Raw genomic sequence first — 18277 nt, 5'->3', positions numbered from 1 at the left:
ACCGTCAGTACGACGGACAGGGAGGAAACAGGATGGCCATCATGTGGCACTATGACGAACCGGTGGACGGTTTGTTGCATGTGCGGATTGATCGTGCTGATCGGCCGGTGAATTCGTTTTCGCGGGCGACCTTAGAGGAGCTGCGCGATCTGTTGGTGCACGTGCGCAACGAGGATTCGATTCAGGGCGTCGCTTTTTGCAGCGGACAGCCGGGCAACTTTATCGTGGGTGCCGATGTCACCGAGATGAAGGACCTGGATGGCGAAGATGCGGCGCGCGAGATGTCGCAGTTCGGCCAAAAGGTGTTTGACCAGTTGGCGGCGCTCAAAGTGCCCACTGTAGCGTTGATATCCGGCGCCTGCTTGGGCGGCGGATTAGAATTCGCCATGGCCTGCAAATATCGTCTCGCCGACAAACATCCTAAGACACAGTTGGGACTGCCGGAAGTGATGCTGGGGTTGATTCCCGGTTGGGGAGGCACGGTCCGGTTGCCCAAACTCATCGGACTGATCGACGCGCTACCGATGATGCTCACCGGAAAAATGCTCAACGGCTTTCAAGCACGCTCCAAGGGATTGGTGCATGATGTGCTCCCCAACGAAGGGTTAGAACGCGCCGGTATTCAAGTGTTGAAATCGGGCTTGCCGAAAATATCTAAGCGCAAGCCCCCGTTGTGGAAACGTATCGCCAATAATTTTGGCCCCATAAAAAAATACATCCTCAATAAAGCCGAACAACAGGTCCAACGTCAAACACGGGGTCATTATCCCGCACCGCTGAAAGTGATTGAATCACTCCGCGAACAAATCGCCTCCGGAACCGATAGCGGCTTTGATGTCGAAGCGAATGCGATCGCGCAGCTTGGGCAAAGTCCGGTCACACGAGAATTGATGCGGCTATTCTTTCTCAGCGAAGCGGCCAAAAAGCCGCCTGAAGATTTGACCGTTAAACCGGACGCAAGCGCCGTGACCGATGCGGCTGTTTTGGGCGCCGGAGCGATGGGGGCTGGAATCGCGCTATTGCTGGCCCGTAAGAATGTCTGGACGCGGCTGAAGGACATCAACGCCAAAGCGGTTTCCGCAGGTCTGCAGACAATCAATGGGTTGCTAAATAAAGATCTCGCACGTAAGCGGATTACGCCACTTGAACGAACGCGTACGTTGGATCATTTGCGGCCGATCACCGACTACAGTGGATTGAAGCGCACGGACATCGTCATTGAGGCGATCGTTGAAAACCTCGAGATCAAACGCGAAGTCTTTCGCGACCTGGCTGAAGCAACCGGTCCGGATACGGTGTTGGCGACCAATACGAGTTCGCTGACCGTTTCCGATATCGCTGAAGGCATGTCCCGTCCGCAGCGGATTGTGGGCCTGCATTTTTTCAATCCTCCGCAACAAATGAAACTGGTGGAGATCATTCGCACGCCCTACACCAACGATGCGGCGATCGCCACTGCATTTGCCACGGTGCAAAAACTCGGCAAGACAGGGATCGTTGTCGGGGATTGCGCCGGCTTTTTGGTGAATCGCATTCTAGCGCCCTATATGAACGAAGTCGGCTATTTGCTCGAGGAAGTCGCTGAACCGTTGGAAATCGACCGTGCGGCAACCGAGTTTGGAATGGTGATGGGGCCGATCAAAATGGCCGATCTGGTCGGCTTAGATATCGCCGCCCACGTCGCCGCCAACATGCACGCCGCTTATGGCGACCGCATGAAATCGGCCACGCTGTGGACCAAGTTGGGTGAGATGCGCGCCAAATCGGGCGGCGGCAAACGCCTGATCCAAGGAACCGGCAAGAAGAAACAACTCGCCCCGGACGTGACAGAAGCCATTGAGCAAATGCGGCGGAGCGGTCCGTCGGGAATTAGTGCCACGTTATCGCGTGAGGTGATCATCCAACGGTTGATCTATCCCATGATCAACGAAGCAGCCCGCTGCCTGGAAGAAGGCATCGCCTCAAAGCCGGATGATATTGACTTGGCGATGGTCCTGGGAACCGGCTTCGCCCCGTTTCGCGGCGGCCCATTGCAATATGCCGACTCTGTGGGCATCCAGCATGTCTGCGAAACGCTCGACAAGTTTGCCGAGAAGATGGTACGGATGACTCCTTGTGCCAAATTGCGAGAGATGGCCAAAGGGAACGAGAAATTCAGCGACGCCAAGGTCGCCGCACCAGCGGCCTAAAGCAGTGCCGGACGTTGGGTGCCACTGCTGGCTTGTCCAGCAGTGCAATAATCCGACGCACCTTTGCACTGGCGGACAAGCCGTCAGTGCCACCCATTTGGGAGCACTCGGTTATTCGCCCAGCGTTGATTTGCTGCGCAGGATGTGGTGGTAGTGCTGTGCGAAACGGTGGGCTTCGTCGCGGACGTATTGCAACAGCCGCAGACCGTAGGAATGTCGGCTCAGGCGGCGGGGTTCTTCTTCGCCGGGGACGTAGACTTCTTCCTCACGTTTGGCGAGCGAAATCGTAAACGGCGGGTCGATCTCCAGGGCGCGCATGGCCGCCATTGCGGAACTGAGTTGGCCCTTGCCGCCGTCGATCAGCAGTATATCGGGAAACGACTCGCCTTCATTGCGCAGGCGGTCCAATCGCCGGGCGACGACTTCGTGAATGGCGGCAAAATCATCGACGCCTGCAACCGTGCGAATCTTGTAACGTTTATAGCCGCTTTTGAATGGCATACCGTCGATAAATTGCACTAAGCTCGCCACCGTTTCGCCCCCTCCCAGATGGGCAATGTCGACCCCTTCGATACGGCGGGGCGGGTGCTCCAATTTGAAAATCTGCTTCAGCCCAGCGACTCCTTTTTTGGGATCGATATAAAACACTTCCGGTTGCACGTGCTCCTCCAAATCGCCGCGGAGGTTCATGCTCTCCAGCAAATGCAATTGATCGCGCAGCCGCACTGCTTTTTCAAATTGCAGTGACGCGGACGCCTGTTCCATTTCCTTCCGCATGTCGGTGAGCAATCGCGCCTTTTTGCCGTCGAGAAACATTCGCAAGCGGGCAATGTCGCGGCGATAATCTTCCTTACTGATTCGCAAATTACAGGGCGCCGTGCATTGATTGATGCTGTGGAGCAAACAGGGCCGAAACCACCGCCAGCGCTCGTCGCCATCTTCGATATCGAGTGTACAAGTGCGGAAGCGAAAGATCTTTTGCAAGACGGCAATCGTGCCTCGCAACTTCTTGGCATTGGTGAAGGGCCCGTATAACTTCGTCCCGCGATTTTGTGGTGTGCGGGTAAATTCTACGCGGGGGAAATCTTCGCGAATGAAAATCTCCAAATAGGGAAACGTTTTGTCGTCCTTCAATTCCTGATTGAAGGTCGGCTGAATGTCCTTAATCAACCGCGCTTCCATCAACAACGCATCGACTTCGCTATCCGCTTCCAGGAAATCAATATCACGGATTTGCGTCACCAATTCCGCCGTACGGCGCTCAATAGCAGCCGCCTCCGTAAAATAACTCGAAGCCCGACTCCGCAGATTGACCGCCTTACCAACATAAATCACCCGCCCCTGCCCATCCTTCATCAGATAGACCCCCGGCGTTGTGGGAAAGGTGCGAACCTTTTCACGGGGATCTGGAGGGGTTGGTTTGGTGGGGGTGGTCATTTTTTAGTAGGCAGTAGGCAGAAAAGAGTGGCCGGTGGCGAGTGGCCAGTGGCCAGAAAAAAAGGGGGTGCTGCAATCCTTACATGGTATGTGAGTTTAGCAAGGGTGATTCGATTTGAATCGGCCAGCCCTCACGCCTGTCGCCTCAAGCCTCAGGCCAACGGTCCCTATAGTCTACGGTCTAAAGTCTACAGCCTGATAGAGTGGCCAGTGGCCAGAAAAAAAGTGGGGGCTTGTGTTAACCTTACATTCTATATGAGTACGTTAGGTGCATTCCTGCTTGAATCGGCCAGCCCTCACGCCTGTTCCCTCAAGCCTCAGGCCAACGGTCCCTATGGTCTACGGTCTAAAGTCTACAGCCTGATAGAGTGACCAGTGGCCAAAAATGCGGAGACTCCTGTAATCCTTACATGGTCTGCGAGTTTGGCAAGTGCGATTCGGTTTGAATCGGCCAACCCTCACGCCTGTTCCCTCACGCCTCAAGCCTACTTCGCCCAGTGATTGGCGGCTAGCATTTGTTGGACGACTTCTTTGCGGCTGTTGGTTTCGGCGAAGATTTCTAGTTGTTGGTCAGCGCCGGTTTGCTTGGGGAGGTCGCGGACGGATTCGAGTCGTTCGAGGCAATCCAGGTCCTTGGCGATGGGGAGTAGCAAGTCGACCAAGTTGTCGGTCGTTTCTTGGACTGAGTACGTCTTATAGTCGTCGCTGTTGACCAAGCGGGCATCGGAACCGAAACGGGTGGCCCGCCATTTGTTTTGCTCGACCATCATGGGATGGTACTCCGATTGGTAGGTGCCGTTGTCAATTTCGCGCGAGAGTGCCACCACCAAGCATTGTGTTAAGGCGGTCAAGGCGAGCACCTGATCGAGTCGGGCGGGCATGTCGCACATGCGGATCTCTACTGTGCCAAAATTGTTGTGCGGTCGCACATCCCACCAGATTTCGCGGACGGAGTTGATAAACCCGGTTTCTTCCAAGTGACGTACCAGCCAAACGTATTCGCTGTAGTTGCGCATTTGACTGGGGAGTCCCGCCGTTGGGAGGCCTTCCATGATTTTAGAGCGATTGGAGTGCAGCCCCGTGTTGCGGCCTTCCCAAAAGGGGGAGTTGGCCGACAAGGCTAAAAACAGCGGCAGGTGTCGCATCATGCGATCGCAAATCATGATCGCCTTGTCGCCCGTGTCGACGCCGACATGAACGTGCAACCCAAATGTCACCAGTCGTCGGGCGACGTCTTGCATCAATTCCACGAGGCGATAATAGCGATCGTTGACGGTGATTTTTTGATCCCGCCAGGAAGAAAAGGGATGCGTCGCTCCCCAAAAGAGCTTCAGGTTTAAGTTGTCGGTAATCGCTTCGACCTGTTGCAGGACCGAACGGAGGTCGCGTTCGACGTCGTTGACGGTATTGCAGATGCCGGTGTTGATTTCTAAATACGACTGCATCAGCTCCGGTTTGACCCGCGCTTCAATTTCCGCGGGAAGTTCCGCCAGGATATCAGAAATCGAATTCGACAAGGCCATGGTTTCGGCGTCGACGAGTTGTAATTCGATTTCCACGCCGACAGTGGGATAATCGTTACGTTTAAACTCTAAAGACGGCATCGTCATCAGTCACTCACCCCTCGGAAACGGCTTTCAGTTCTTGAGAAATCAGTAGCGCCGCTCGTAGAAAAATACGCGGCCCGAGTTGGAGCACTCGCTCGTCGATGTCGAATTTTGGCGAATGCAAAAAGTGCGCTGGACAATTGGGAGCAGCACAGCCCAGCCGGTACATAGCGCCCGGTACATGTTCCAAATAGACGCCGAAATCTTCTGAGCCCATGCTCGGTTTATCAATCTGTTTGACATGCGAGTCGCCCAGCACGTCACGAGCGGCCTGGGTGAGCAGGCGATTGATGTTTTTATCGTTGTCGACCGATGCCAGTGGGTTGCGGAATTCGACGGTGATTTTTACGCCACTCGATTCACTCACGCCATGCGTGATCTCGCGGATACGTTGAATGATGCGCGAACGTGTGTCGCGGCCGATAGTGCGGAGCGTGCCGAGCAGTTCCACGCTTTCGGGAATGACATTCGCGGCGTAACCCCCCAAGATTTTGCCGACGGTGAAGACCGCGGGGTCGCGTGAATCCACAGACCGGGGGATATACTGGTACAACGCCCCGACCAATTGCGACGCGGCAGCGATAGGATCGATCGAGTGATGTGGCCGAGCGGCATGTCCTCCCCGGCCTTGGATGAAGAAATCGATTTCATCGCAATTGGCCGTCAGAAATCCGTCCCGTACGCCGGCATCGCCAACGGGCCGTTCGGGGTCGAGATGCAAGGCGAGGATGGCGTCCACCCCTTTGAGCACCCCCTGCTCCACCAGCGATTTCGCCCCTTCACAGGTTTCTTCCGCCGGTTGAAAAATGAAACGCATCTTGACCCCCACCCCCGGCTCACACTCAGCCATGGCGGCGCGAAGTTGTATCGCTGTTTTGGCAGCGGCGTAGGTGATGGTTGTATGAGCATCGTGACCACAGGCGTGCGTGACGCCATGGTTTTGCGAAGCGTAGGGGACGTCCTTTTCATCCACCAACCGCAGCGCGTCCATATCGGCTCGCACGGCGATGCGCGGTGCATCGGCAGCAGGGTGCCCCAGTTCAAGGTCAGCGATCAGCCCCAATCCGCCGTGACAGATATGCGGTTCCAGTCCCGCCTCCTCCAAGCGGCCCAGCACCAACCGCGTGGTCTGCACCTCTTCGCCGCTCGGTTCGGGATGAGCGTGTAAAAATCGCCTGAGTTCCGTCAATTCGGCATCCATTTCAGAGACCGAATCATCGATGACTTGGTAGCAACGGCCAAATGTGGTTTGCATAACGTCCTGAATTTTGGCCGCAATCGCGGCAAAGAGAACCGTAATCGTATTTTCCAAAACTTTGAGAGCGTTGAAAATCGACGGCTGGAATTGTGGATAGAAAATGTCGTGGACTTTATTTGTCGCAGACCGCTGCTTGGGCGTCAATCCCCACCAAGAGGTCAATTTCATCGTTGTGAGTGGTTGGTCTCAAATCGTATCACTTCACACCACATTCGCTCTCAACAAGATCGCCGAATTTGGCTAAACTTTCGCCGCCTCAAATTCGGCACATCGACAATCTTGCCTGTAGGAATGGTCTATGGTTCACGTCATCGGCACTTATTTGCCCCGCATGCTTCGCCATGTCATCTGGGATCCGCTTTGGAAAATGCCCTCCCAGGGGAAAAATCTGTATTTGACGTTCGATGACGGACCAGATGAGGTCGCCACGCCGCAGCTGTTGGAGATCTTAGACCGCCATCAGGCCAGCGCCACGTTTTTTCTAAGAGGCGATCATGCCGAGCAGCGGCCGCAAATGGTGCGGGACATGCTCTCCGCAGGGCATGCCATTGGCAATCACACCTATTCGCACGCCAACGCCTGGAAGGTGTCCAGCGACGAATACAAAGCGGAATTGGAACGTGCGACCGACATCCTGCAGCAATTGACTGGTGAGCCAATCCGTTGGATGCGCCCCCCGTTTGGACGCATCACGCCGGCCACATTGACCTGGTGCAAACATGCTGGTCAAAAGTTAGTCATGTGGGACGTCCTGCCGGGCGATTTCACACCGACCGCGACGGCAGCGCATGTCGCACAATGGACACACAACCGCATTCGCCCGGGCAGCATTGTTTGCTTGCACGATAACCCCAAGTCCCGCGCTGTGACGCCAGCGGCGATGGCGGAATTGTTGCCGCGGTTACAGGATGACGGTTGGCAACTTTGCGCGCTGCCCGCTGTTCGCGAATTCATCCCAGCGATCAGGGAGGGCGAGGCTCCCGCCGAGCCGCGCATGCCTCATGCGAGGGCACACCGCGAAGCATCAGAAAAAATCAATAGGCAAGCTTAAGGTCGCTGGCAATGTTGCGCGCCAAACAGCCCTGTGAGCCGTTTCGTTGCGCGCGGCTCAGCAGGAGCTTTGCCCTCCCGGGGAGAACGAATTGTGACCATAGTTACTCCACACGGAAAAAACGGCGGCCTTTTAACTCGAAGCGGGGGAGGCTGCCGCTGGGGACGATGCTGATCTCTGCGTGGAAATTTTGACGGTCTTTGATCGCCTCAGCCAATTTCGACGCCAACTGAAATTTGGCTTCCGAGTCTTGAATGTGCGGCTGCGGCTCGATTTCGATTTTTACGTGATGCATCGATTTGCGCGTGCTGACTTCGATGCGGTACTCGACGATGTCGTCGAACTCTCGCAAAATCCCTTCTAACTTGGAAGGATAAACGTTGTTGCCGCGAATGGTGATCATGTCGTCCGTGCGGCCCAGAATTCCGCCGTCCAAACTGAGCATTTGTAAGTCGTCGTCGGCTGCCGGGATAGCGGCGCGGACTCGATCCCCCGTTCGGTAACGGATGAGCGGGCTGCCGTGACGGCCGAGATTTGTGACGACCAGCTCCCCTTCTTCGCCTACGGCCACCGGTTGTCCCGTCGCGGGGTCGATGATCTCGGCGATACACTCGGTTTCCAGCATGTACAAGCTGCCGGGGCGGTCGATACTTTCCACGGCCAGCGCGCCGACCTCAGTCATTCCCCAATGATCGATGACCCGCGCGCCCCAGGCCGTTTCGATGGCGCGTCGCGTTGCGGGGATATTTCCGCCCGGTTCGCCGGCTACCAAGATAATGCGGACCGAGTTGCCGGCCAGATCGATGCCCTGTTCGCGCGCGATTTCGGCTAGCCGCAGCGCATAAGTCGGCGTGCAACAGACAAACGTGGCGCCGTGTTGCTCGATCAATTCCAGTCGCGCCTGGCTGCTCATGCCTCCACCCGGTAGACACATATTTCCCAACCGGACCGCTCCTTCAAACCCGGCCCAGAATCCTAGAAACGGCCCGAATGAAAACGGGAACACCAACCGGTCTTGCGGCGTGAGACGAATGATTTGATAGATCTGGGACCAGCAACGCATCAGCCAATTCCAACAGGTCGGCGTGTCCATCCAACGCATCGGCGCTCCGGTCGTGCCTGAGGTTTGGTGCAAACGGCTGTACATATCGACGTGGTAGGTCAAGTTGGACCCGTACGGCGGATGTGCCGCTTGGTCGGCGAGAATCTCGGCTTTGGTCACCGTTGGTAATCGCGGCAGGTCGTCGACGCTCCTGATCGTGGCTGGATCAATTCCCGCCTCTTCGAAACGAGTCGTCCAAAACGAGTTTTGGGGAATGATCTCCGCCAACATTTCAACCAGCCGCTCGGACTGGATTTTGCGGATTTCTTCGCGGGTGAGGGAGCGGGGATCGGGATGGTTGGTCGTCATTTTTATCTACTGCTGTGCAATACCCCTCGGCGGAGCCGGAGGCTGGGAGGACGAAATAGCCATTGTTATGGTAGTGGTTTGTACCTGCAGCGGCCACGCGCATTACGACACGCGCCTTGGAATTCCAACCGGTTCCGCGATAAACTACGAGTCGCTCTCCCAACGATCAATCATTGCCGCAATCATTCTAAGGCCGTTCATCATGAGACAACGTCATCTGCTCGCATTCGTCACCGTATTGGCTGTCGCCTTAGGCGTGACGGAATTTGCCCTCGCCGGAAAGATATCGACTGTAGCGGGAACCGGCAAACCGGACAACAACGTCAGCCAAGGCCGCAGCGATGGCGTGAATATCGGACAGCCGTTCGGCGTGGAGCTTGGACCCGATGGGGCACTCTACATCACTGAGGTGCTCAATCACCGCGTGTGGCGATTGGATCGAAAAACCAAAAAATTGACCGTAGTTGCGGGTAATGGCCAAAAAGGGTACTCCGGCGACGGCGGCCCGGCGACCGAAGCGATGCTCAACGAACCGTACGAAGTTCGTTTTGATGCCGACGGAAATATGTTCTTCGTCGAAATGCAAAATCACCTCATCCGCCGCGTCGATGCGAAAACGGGAATCATTTCCACTGTAGCGGGAACGGGCCAGCAAGGTTATGCCGGTGACGGCGGACCGGCGATTAAAGCTCAGTTTTCCAGACCACACAGTATTGCCTTGGATGACAATGGCGGATTGTACGTGGCCGACATCGGCAATCACCGCATCCGTCGTATCGATCTCAAGACAGGTATCGTCGACTCGATTGCTGGCAACGGCGAAAAAACTTTGCCAACCGACGGTGCAGCGGTAAAAGGCCAACCCATTCTTGGGCCGCGCGCCTTGGATATCGACGGCCAAACCATGTGGATTGCACTGCGCGAAGGACACAGTATTTGGAAATTGGATCTGGCCAGCGGCAAAATTCAACATATTGCCGGAACGGGTAAAAAAGGATTTTCCGGTGACAACGGCCCCGCGCTCGAAGCGACGTTCAACGGCCCCAAGGGCATTGCTGTGGGGAGCAACGGTGACGTATTCGTTTGCGACACCGAGAACCAAGTCATTCGCAAAATCGATCCACAGACCGGCATGATCGCCACCGTGGCCGGAGCTGGACCGGATGTCGCAAAGTATAACGGCGACAATCGTCCGGCACTCACAGCAGGGTTGGCGCGTCCGCACGGGATCTGCGTGAGTCCCAGCGATGAAATCTTCATTGGCGATACCCTCAGTCATCGCGTACGGGAGGTGCAACCTTACGATGTGAGTGTTTCGACCGATCGCGAAAACGCGCGTTATGAAACCGCCGAACCGGTTGATTTTCAAATCGACGTACTCAAATATGGCCAACCAGCGACGTCGGGCCGGGTGAACTATACATTGACCAAGGATGGCCTGACGGCATTGACCGTTGGGCGAGCGGAACTACAAGGGAAACCGATCCACGTTCGCGGTGTGATGCCCGAACCAGGGTTTTTGCGCTGCGTCGTGAAGGTCACGCCCAAAGCCGGTCGCCCCTTAACGGCCATCGCCGCAGCGGCGGTCAGTCCCGAAATGATCCAACCCAGCTTGCCGGCTCCGGAGGATTTCGACGAGTTCTGGGCGATGCAAAAGGAGCGGCTCGCCGCTGTGCCTGCGACGGCTGAAGTCACGCCGGTCAAGTCACCGGATGAGGAGATTGAGACATTTGACGTGCAGGTCAATTGTCTCGGCCCCACACCTGTGTCGGGGTATTTGGCGCGGCCCAAAAACGCAGCGCCCAAAAGTTTGCCCGCGTTACTCTATGTGCATGGCTCTGGGGTGCGAAGTTCTTCGTTGGGCAATGCCGTCGAGGGGGCGCGGATGGGATTGTTGGCGCTCGACATCAACGCCCATGGCATCCCCAACGGCCGTCCGGCGAAATTCTATCGCGACTTGGCGACCGGTAAGTTAAAAACCTACCGTCACGATGGACGCGACTCGCGCGATACGAGTTACTTTCTCGGCATGTATCTGCGGCTGATGCGAGCAATGGACTTTTTGACCGCGCAACCGGAATGGGATGGCAAGATTTTGATCGTCAGCGGACATAGCCAAGGGGGCGGACAATCCCTGGTGGCTGCGGGATTAGAACCGCGCGTGACCGCCATTGCTGTCGGCGTCCCCGCGATGTGCGATCACTCCGGACGCGTGATCAATCGCATCAACGGTTGGCCCAAACTGGTGCCGATCGACGATGCCGGCCAACCCGAAGCAGCGGCTTTAGAGGCGTCGCGGTATTTCGATGCGGTGAACTTCGCTGCCCGAACCGATGCGGACGCGATTCTAAGCATCGGCTTCATCGATGCCGTCTGCCCGCCCACGACAAACTTTGCCGCCTACAATCAACTCCGCGGCGAAAAACAAACCGTTGAGCGCCCCGCCATGGGCCACGCCGCCCCGCAAGACATCAAAGACGAATTCAAACAATTCATCCGCAACCACATCGAAAAGCAAAAATAACGAAATGTAGGGTGCGTCGCGACGCACCTTTCTCGCAGAGGGCGACTGATAGCCCTACTGAAAAAAGACCTCACGCAAAGCCGCAAAGTTCGCAAAGTTAGAAAAGACAATAACTCGTTCCCAAACTCTGTTTGGGAACGCACTCAAGCGAAGCTCTGCTTCGCCAACGATAAATAACCACAAACGAAATCAAACCGATTCACCCGACCGCGCGAAGCAGAGCTTCGCCAATACTGGTTCCCAAACAGAGTTTGGGAACCAGGGCAGACTCACGAAAATATCAACACCGAAGGGACTCAACTAATGACATCCAACACGGACACCTTGGAATACAATCCGCTACTGCAACATGCGGGGCTGCCGCTGTTTAACGCGATCCAACCTGAGCACGTGGTGCCGGCGGTCAAACATTGCATTGCCGAAGCTGAAAAACAGTTGGCCGACATCGAACAAAATGCCACTCCCACCTGGGACGGCATCATGCAGCCGCTCGAAGAGTTGGATCAACCCTTCGAACAAGCCTGGGGGCCGGTGGGGCATCTGCTGAGCGTGCAAAACTCGCCGGAAATCCGTGAAGCCCATGAAACCGTGCTGCAGGATGTCGTGAATTTCGGACTCCGCGTTGGGCAAAGCCAACCGATCTACAAGGCGCTTAAAGCGATCAAAGACGGGGATGTCTGGGCGACGTTATCAGAAACGCAGCGGCGTATCGTCGACGACAAATTGCTCAACGCCGAATTGGCTGGTGTTGGCTTGGAAGGAGAGGCGCTCGAACGGTTCAACCAAATCGCGCGCGATCTTTCGAAACTGAGCACCGATTTTTCCAATCACGTGCTCGATGCCACCAAAGCTTGGTCGCTGACCGTCACCGCTGCGGCCGATGTCGAAGGCTGGCCGGAAAGTCTCAAACAACTCACCGCGCAGTCTTACAACCAAGCCAAAGACGAAGACGAACCCGCAGCCACACCCGAGGCCGGGCCGTGGCGAGTCACTTTGGACGGCCCAGTCGTGCAGCCGTTTTTACAGCACAGCCGCAATCGCGGGCAGCGCGAACAGGTGTTTCGGGCTTACCTCACGCGTGCTTCGTCCGGGGAATGGGACAACACCGACATCATCACACGCACGCTGCAACTCCGCCAACAAAAGGCGGCGCTGTTGGGATATCAAAACTTCGCGCAACTGAGCCTGGCCAAAAAAATGGCGCCGAGCGTCGAAGCGGTGCTCACACTCTCCGAAGAATTGCGGGCTGCATCGTACGACAATGCACAGCAGGATTTGGAAGACCTCAAAGAGCTCGCCGCCGCTTCGGGACAAACCGAGGAACTATTGCATTGGGATGTCGCCTTCTGGGCCGAGCGGCTGCGCGAACAGAAGTTTGATTACACCGACGAAGAATTGCGACCGTACTTTGCCTTGCCCAACGTGCTGGAAGGGATGTTCGGTTTGGTGCGGCGGTTGTTTGGTATCGTGGTCACAGCTGCGGATGGCGAAGCCCCGGTTTGGCAAAAGGATGTGCGTTACTTCAAGATTGCCGATGAAGACGGCACACCGTTGGCGGCGTTTTATCTCGATCCCTATTCCCGTCCGGAAAACAAACGGGGCGGCGCATGGATGGATGATTGCCTCAGCCGGCGGATGTTGGATGGTGAAGTGCAATTGCCGGTCGCGCATCTGGTCTGCAACAGCACGCCGCCGGTGGGGGACAAACCGTCGTTGATGACCTTCCGCGAAGTCGAAACCTTGTTCCACGAATTCGGCCACGGTTTGCAACACATGCTCACCACGGTGAATGAAGCGGACGCGTCGGGGATCAACGGTGTCGAATGGGATGCGGTCGAATTGCCCAGCCAGTTCATGGAAAACTGGTGCTACCACAAACCGACGCTGATCGGCATGACGTCGCATGTCGAAACGGGCGAACCGTTGCCGGATGAACTGTTCGAAAAAATCTGTGCGGCGCGCAACTTCCGCGCTGGTTCGATGATGCTACGGCAATTGTCGTTTGGCATCACCGATCTGGAACTGCACAGCAACTTCGATCCCGACGGGACAGAAACCATTTTCGACGTGCAGCGCCGCGTGGCGGAAACCACCTCCGTCTTGCCGCTGTTGCCCGAAGACCGTTTCCTGTGCGCCTTCAGCCACATTTTCGCCGGCGGTTATGCGGCGGGGTATTACAGCTACAAATGGGCCGAAGTCCTCAGCGCCGACGCCTTCTCTGCCTTCGAGGATGCCGGCTTGGAGGACGAAGCCGCCGTCGCCGACACCGGTCGCCGCTTCCGCAACACCATCCTCTCCCAAGGCGGCAGCCGTCACCCCATGGAAGTCTTCGAAGACTTCCGCGGCCGCCAACCCAGCACCGAGGCGCTGTTGCGGCACAACGGGTTGTTGGGATGAGGACGTGTGGGCGGTTGTACCGGCCGAATTATCGTGGTTCATTTATTACAACCACGAAAAGCACGAAATACACGAAAAAATTGAAAAAAATGAAATGGCAAGCAACGCCGGGTGGCCCCGAAAGATTCTCTTTCGGGGCGGCGCAGCCGCAGGAGCATTTGCGCCGCAGCGCCGTGAAAGTTGAAGCAACGCCTGCCGACTTCGTCGGCCCACAAAGAATCTTTGTGAGCCACCCCGGGGCGGTTATTTGTGCTCTTCTAGCCAGGTTTCAATAGCGCGCAATTGGTCTTGAACTTCAGGCCGATCAAAATACTTGCCCTTGATCAGTTTTCTTTCATCCATGATCTCCTGAAACGTCCTTCCTCCACAACGCGCGCTTTTGTAATCCGCACCACTTTCGAGGAGGAGAATAACTACTTCAAATTCGTTTTGCATAGCAGCTTGTGTAATGGGAGAACAGTTTAAGTAGTCCGGTTTATCGATGTCAGCACCGTATTGAATTAGGAGCTTGATATTGTCGATGTGCCTACCGATGGCGAAATGAAGTGGAGTTCCTTCAGGGGGAGGTCCAGAACCAATATTGACTAAGTTAGGATCTGCTCCATGCTCCAAGGCTAACTTGAGCCATTTTGCATCGCCTTCCATGGCCGCCCAATGTGTGACAACGCGCTGCTTGCTCATAATGATATTGGGATCTGCTCCGCACTCCAAAAGCGCTTTGTAGCTCTCGAAATGTTTCAGGGAGAGTGCGAGGAACAATGGTGTCTCTCCACCGAAGTTACGGATGTCAAGGTCACCCTCCGCATTGGAATAGGTTTTGATACCCGCCGCATCGTTTTGTTCAACAGCGTCCCAAACATGAACGCCTCCGGCAGACCCTCCACATCCTGTGATGAATATCATGGCCGTCATCAAAACGGCATAAAACCATCTCATGTTTGCACCGTGGTTATATAGGGTTGGTTTCAACGACGAAATCGCACGAGGCGCACTAAACCGTCATAGTCGCATTTCGCGAGCTCATCCTGCATGATCGCCAGGACGTCGTCCGGTGATCCGCCGCCGGTGCCGGCGCCGATGAGTGGGTAGGCGATGGATTGAAAGCCTTGCTCTGTGGCAACAACCAGGGCATTGCGGGTGGAATCGCGGATCGAGCGTTCTGAGGACCGCCACCACATGCTGATGCCGGCGACGTGGATGATCGCTTTGTACGGAAGCTGGCCCGCACCCGTGACCACGGCCCCTCCCAGTGGAATCGGGCCGAGCTTGCCCAACTCCCGGAACGGCGCATAACCGCCCCGCTTTTTGATCGCTCCCGAGACGCCTTGCGGCAACAGCAGCCACCAGGGAATGATATTGCGGTTCCACGCATTGACGATCACGTCCACATCTTGATCGAGCAAGTCACCGTCGACGATTTCTAGATTCAATGGTCTAATTTCCACAATACTTGGTACAGCTGTCGTTCGTCAGAACTAAGTCTCGCCCTCTTGCTCGGGGGACACGTCACCATCTGCTAATGCCTCTTCGTACTTCGTGAGGATCGACGTCCAAATCGGAGCCCATCTTTTTTGGGCGTGCTCCTCCTTGATACGAAAGAAACCGACGATCACAAACGCGCATACCAGCATCACAATACTTTCAAAATAAACAGCAAATCCAGCGATGATTGCCGTTGTCACCAGATACGTCCACATATAAGAACTGCTGTCACCCGAGGATACTTTCACCCAGTCAATGAGGACCTGCTCTTGTTTCGTAAATTGAGGGCGCGGCATCGTGAAGTCGTTCCTTTGTTTGGTTGTTTACCTACCGAAAGATCTACATGCTGCTCTGAATGAATTCTCACCTTTCACGAACCGACTTTTCGTGTCTTTCGTCAATTCCGTGGTTTATTGATTACAACCACGAAAGGCACGAAATACACGAAAAAAGAATACGGCCTCTCTACTTAATGGCGAGATCACACGACGCACTGGAGACCGCCAAATTCACAATGCGCTATCGCGTCTTTCATGATCACCAATAGGCGGGCCACTGGGCGGTACGACAGATATTACGACTGCGCGCGACCGATAAACTTTACCTCATCCCAGTCATCTCGATCCGGCGGCATCAACAACATTCCAGCGGTTGCACTTGTATCGTCGGCCAGGAAGACGCCTCCAGTTTCGCGACAATCAAATCCTTCTGCCTCCGCCGTCATCGGCGCGAAGATTGAGACGACGACGTGGCGATGCCAGCCGTTGGCGTATAAATAATCAACTTTATCACCGATCTCGACAGGTTCTCCGCTTGCATAGTGAAACATATGTGACTCGATAAGATTCATCGTTCGTATGGCCTCGCTACCGGATGCCTGGTTTCACCGGCCGACTTTTCGTGTCTTTCGTCAATTTCGTGGTTCATTTATTACAACCACGAAAGGCACGAAATACACGAAAAAGGATGCTGGTCACGTTTCTATTTCGATTGCTGCTGCTTCCACTCATCCGTCAACAGGCCCGCATAGCCCCAGTCTTCTTCGGCGATTTCCTGAATCACGACGTGGATATGTTCCGGTTGCTTCCCCAGCACGCGGACGAGCGAAGCGGTCGTGTCTTTGACCAGCTCCGCTTTCTGCTCGCGGGTGGCGCCGCGGGTAATTTGGATATTTACATACGGCATCGTGGGTTCCTTCGGTCTCTACAAAAAGTATGGGACATCACCGGGCTAACATCCCTGTGTCGGTCACGAACCGCTCTGCCGTTTCGCGATCGATCTTTCCCGCTTGCAACAGACGCTTGATCGATTCGTCAAAGGTGATCATCCCGTCGGCGCGGCCGGTGAGGATGTTGCGGTCGATGCTGTCGGTTTTGCCGGAGCGGATGGCGCTGGCGATGGGGGAGTTGCGGTAGAGGATCTCCAGGGCCAACTCGCGCTTTTCTCCGTCGAAGCTGGGGAGTAGGTGCTGGCAGATCACTGCTTGCAGGCTTTGCGAGAGTTGCCCGCGGATTTCGTTTTGCACGTTTTGCGGAAAGAAATCGGTGTACCGTGAAATGGCCCCCTTGGCATCGCGGGTGTGCAGTGTGGAAAACACCAGGTGCCCCGTCTCAGCGGCGCTGAGTGCCATTTGAGCAGTCTGTTTATCGCGGATTTCGCCAACCAAAATCACGTCGGGATCCTGCCGCAAGCCGTACTTCAAACCATCGGCAAACGACTGGACATCGCGGCCGACTTCGCGCTGCGTGATCAACGACCCGCTCCGCATGGGAAAGACGTATTCGATCGGCTCTTCGACGGTGATGATCCGCAGCCCGCTGCCTTGCATCAACAGATTGATGATCATCGCCAACGAGGTCGTCTTGCCCGCTCCGGTTACGCCGGAAAAGAGCACTAACCCGTTGCGGATTTGCGTCAATCGGTCTGCAACTTCGACCGGAAAACCGGCCCATTGAAAACTGGGAATGGCAGCGGGGATCACGCGAAAACAACCGCCGCTGTGCTCGCCGTTCACAAAATAGTTCACGCGAAATCGGCCCGGTTGCCCGTTGATGTCCAACTCCAACGCGAAATCGAGATTGTGCTCTGCCTGGAACAATTGCCAACGTTCCGGCGGACACAGATCGCGCAATGCCGGGGCGACAATCCCATCGGTCAAAACCGGCCCAGGCAATTCCTGCAATCGGCCGTTCAACCGCAACGTGAGCGGATGCCCGACAACCACATGCAAGTCAGAAGCCCCCTGCTGAACCGCCGCCGCCAGCGCGTCGCGGATCACGGCAGTCGTCTCGCTCTGTTGCGGCAAATGCGGTTCGATCATGTTGGTTACCGAGCGCTAAAAAGTCGTAGGGCAGGCTCCCGCCTGCCGTGGATTTGATTGGTGGTGTCGCTCTTCATAACTCAGGCAGGCGGGAGCCTGCCCTACGGCATTGTGTATTTCAGGCACGCTGCGAAGGTCAATCTAAATGATCCATGCCGTGCAGCAACAGTGTTGCCATGACTCCTAACGCAAGCAGGCAAGCGAACAACGTGCCGACGATGAACAAGACAATCCGCAGCCATGAACCGCGGAAGCCCAACCAGGTCCAGTACGTTTCTATGATCGGCCCGGCGAAATAGCAAATATTGGCGAGCACTGCCCCTTCGGCAAGCCGGACCCAAAAGCGAACGGAATACCACACTTCGCTGGGGGCGAGCAACGACGGCACGAGCGTTATCAGGATGAGTATCGCCAAATAGCCGATGCGTAGTTTTTCCCACGACAAAAAAATGATCTTGGCGATTTCTAACAACGATTTCGGTGGAGCTTGTTCGGCCACCGGGGAAGCTGGCTTATTAAAGAGCGTGTCCATGGTTGCGTTTCAATCCCATTCACAATTCGAGCGGCGAGGCAGGCTTCTGAATTCATTCCACGGTTGTTC

General features: G+C 55.7%; 15 protein-coding genes. 4 read left to right on the top strand and 11 right to left on the bottom strand.

Annotation, left to right across the window (positions count from 1 at the left end; genetic code table 11):
* The first annotated feature begins 32 nt into the window (after nucleotides 1-32).
* A complete protein-coding gene (locus Mal52_RS26205; RefSeq protein ID WP_145379586.1) occupies nucleotides 33-2189 on the top strand; it encodes a 3-hydroxyacyl-CoA dehydrogenase NAD-binding domain-containing protein in 2157 nt (718 codons plus the stop codon).
* A 111-nt stretch (nucleotides 2190-2300) separates the two neighbouring features.
* On the opposite strand, the gene Mal52_RS26200 is transcribed toward Mal52_RS26205, so the two are convergent.
* From Mal52_RS26200 to Mal52_RS26190, 3 genes are all read right to left on the bottom strand, one after another.
* Nucleotides 2301-3626, bottom strand: coding sequence for an excinuclease ABC subunit UvrC (locus Mal52_RS26200; RefSeq protein ID WP_145379584.1), 1326 nt, complete (start codon nucleotides 3624-3626; stop codon nucleotides 2301-2303).
* A 485-nt stretch (nucleotides 3627-4111) separates the two neighbouring features.
* Nucleotides 4112-5236, bottom strand: coding sequence for a carboxylate-amine ligase (locus Mal52_RS26195; protein ID WP_231962447.1), 1125 nt, complete (start codon nucleotides 5234-5236; stop codon nucleotides 4112-4114).
* Nucleotides 5237-5243: 7 nt separating this feature from the next.
* Nucleotides 5244-6659 (bottom strand): M20 metallopeptidase family protein, encoded by a 1416-nt coding sequence (locus Mal52_RS26190; protein WP_145379582.1) that lies wholly within the window; start codon nucleotides 6657-6659, stop codon nucleotides 5244-5246.
* 130 nt (nucleotides 6660-6789) lie between these two features.
* Here Mal52_RS26190 and Mal52_RS26185 point away from each other — a divergent pair, with 130 nt between their 5' ends.
* Nucleotides 6790-7542: a polysaccharide deacetylase family protein gene (locus Mal52_RS26185; RefSeq protein WP_145379580.1), complete on the top strand. Its 753-nt coding sequence runs from the start codon at nucleotides 6790-6792 to the stop codon at nucleotides 7540-7542.
* Between the two features lie 103 nt (nucleotides 7543-7645).
* Here the strand turns inward: Mal52_RS26185 and Mal52_RS26180 are convergent, their stop codons facing one another.
* Entirely contained in the window at nucleotides 7646-8953 is a 1308-nt protein-coding gene (locus Mal52_RS26180; protein WP_145379578.1) for a phenylacetate--CoA ligase family protein, read from the bottom strand.
* A gap of 202 nt (nucleotides 8954-9155) precedes the next feature.
* Between Mal52_RS26180 and Mal52_RS26175 the strand changes: the two genes are divergently transcribed.
* Nucleotides 9156-11477: an acetylxylan esterase gene (locus Mal52_RS26175; RefSeq protein WP_145379576.1), complete on the top strand. Its 2322-nt coding sequence runs from the start codon at nucleotides 9156-9158 to the stop codon at nucleotides 11475-11477.
* Between the two features lie 303 nt (nucleotides 11478-11780).
* Nucleotides 11781-13874 carry a M3 family metallopeptidase gene (locus Mal52_RS26170; RefSeq protein ID WP_145379573.1) on the top strand — a complete coding sequence of 698 codons (2094 nt, stop codon included), beginning with the start codon at nucleotides 11781-11783 and terminating at the stop codon, nucleotides 13872-13874.
* A gap of 243 nt (nucleotides 13875-14117) precedes the next feature.
* Here Mal52_RS26170 and Mal52_RS26165 read toward each other — a convergent pair whose 3' ends face one another.
* The 7 genes from Mal52_RS26165 to Mal52_RS26135 form a co-directional block, all read right to left on the bottom strand.
* Nucleotides 14118-14810, bottom strand: coding sequence for an ankyrin repeat domain-containing protein (locus tag Mal52_RS26165; protein ID WP_145379571.1), 693 nt, complete (start codon nucleotides 14808-14810; stop codon nucleotides 14118-14120).
* Nucleotides 14811-14839: 29 nt separating this feature from the next.
* Nucleotides 14840-15304: a macro domain-containing protein gene (locus Mal52_RS26160; RefSeq protein ID WP_145379569.1), complete on the bottom strand. Its 465-nt coding sequence runs from the start codon at nucleotides 15302-15304 to the stop codon at nucleotides 14840-14842.
* A 45-nt stretch (nucleotides 15305-15349) separates the two neighbouring features.
* Nucleotides 15350-15652, bottom strand: a complete 303-nt coding sequence (locus Mal52_RS26155; protein ID WP_145379568.1) for a hypothetical protein — start codon at nucleotides 15650-15652, stop codon at nucleotides 15350-15352.
* Between the two features lie 278 nt (nucleotides 15653-15930).
* Complete coding sequence (locus tag Mal52_RS26150; protein WP_145379566.1) at nucleotides 15931-16185, bottom strand: hypothetical protein; 255 nt, start codon at nucleotides 16183-16185, stop codon at nucleotides 15931-15933.
* Nucleotides 16186-16337: 152 nt separating this feature from the next.
* On the bottom strand, nucleotides 16338-16541 hold the full coding sequence (locus Mal52_RS26145; protein WP_145379564.1) for a tautomerase family protein: 204 nt from the start codon (nucleotides 16539-16541) through the stop codon (nucleotides 16338-16340).
* Between the two features lie 37 nt (nucleotides 16542-16578).
* Entirely contained in the window at nucleotides 16579-17676 is a 1098-nt protein-coding gene (locus Mal52_RS26140; RefSeq protein ID WP_145379562.1) for a type IV pilus twitching motility protein PilT, read from the bottom strand.
* Nucleotides 17677-17812: 136 nt separating this feature from the next.
* Entirely contained in the window at nucleotides 17813-18208 is a 396-nt protein-coding gene (locus Mal52_RS26135; protein WP_145379560.1) for a hypothetical protein, read from the bottom strand.
* Nucleotides 18209-18277: the final 69 nt, after the last annotated feature.

The sequence above is a fragment of the Symmachiella dynata genome (assembly GCF_007747995.1).
GTDB classification, from domain to species: Bacteria; Planctomycetota; Planctomycetia; order Planctomycetales; family Planctomycetaceae; genus Symmachiella; species Symmachiella dynata.
The sequence above is the reverse complement of the archived record's forward strand: the minus strand, read 5'-3'. Positions and strand labels throughout refer to the sequence as shown.

Excerpts from the sequence above, each read along its gene's own strand:
- Mal52_RS26150 (WP_145379566.1), bottom strand. The coding sequence starts at position 16,185 with ATGTTTCACTATGCAAGCGGAGAACCTGTCGAGATCGGTGATAAAGTT.
- Mal52_RS26155 (WP_145379568.1), bottom strand. The coding sequence starts at position 15,652 with ATGCCGCGCCCTCAATTTACGAAACAAGAGCAGGTCCTCATTGACTGG.
- Mal52_RS26180 (WP_145379578.1), bottom strand. The coding sequence starts at position 8,953 with ATGACGACCAACCATCCCGATCCCCGCTCCCTCACCCGCGAAGAAATC.
- Mal52_RS26175 (WP_145379576.1), top strand. The coding sequence starts at position 9,156 with ATGAGACAACGTCATCTGCTCGCATTCGTCACCGTATTGGCTGTCGCC.
- Mal52_RS26205 (WP_145379586.1), top strand. The coding sequence starts at position 33 with ATGGCCATCATGTGGCACTATGACGAACCGGTGGACGGTTTGTTGCAT.
- Mal52_RS26145 (WP_145379564.1), bottom strand. The coding sequence starts at position 16,541 with ATGCCGTATGTAAATATCCAAATTACCCGCGGCGCCACCCGCGAGCAG.
- Mal52_RS26170 (WP_145379573.1), top strand. The coding sequence starts at position 11,781 with ATGACATCCAACACGGACACCTTGGAATACAATCCGCTACTGCAACAT.
- Mal52_RS26135 (WP_145379560.1), bottom strand. The coding sequence starts at position 18,208 with ATGGACACGCTCTTTAATAAGCCAGCTTCCCCGGTGGCCGAACAAGCT.
- Mal52_RS26140 (WP_145379562.1), bottom strand. The coding sequence starts at position 17,676 with ATGATCGAACCGCATTTGCCGCAACAGAGCGAGACGACTGCCGTGATC.
- Mal52_RS26185 (WP_145379580.1), top strand. The coding sequence starts at position 6,790 with ATGGTTCACGTCATCGGCACTTATTTGCCCCGCATGCTTCGCCATGTC.
- Mal52_RS26200 (WP_145379584.1), bottom strand. The coding sequence starts at position 3,626 with ATGACCACCCCCACCAAACCAACCCCTCCAGATCCCCGTGAAAAGGTT.
- Mal52_RS26190 (WP_145379582.1), bottom strand. The coding sequence starts at position 6,659 with ATGAAATTGACCTCTTGGTGGGGATTGACGCCCAAGCAGCGGTCTGCG.
- Mal52_RS26165 (WP_145379571.1), bottom strand. The coding sequence starts at position 14,810 with ATGAGATGGTTTTATGCCGTTTTGATGACGGCCATGATATTCATCACA.
- Mal52_RS26195 (WP_231962447.1), bottom strand. The coding sequence starts at position 5,236 with ATGACGATGCCGTCTTTAGAGTTTAAACGTAACGATTATCCCACTGTC.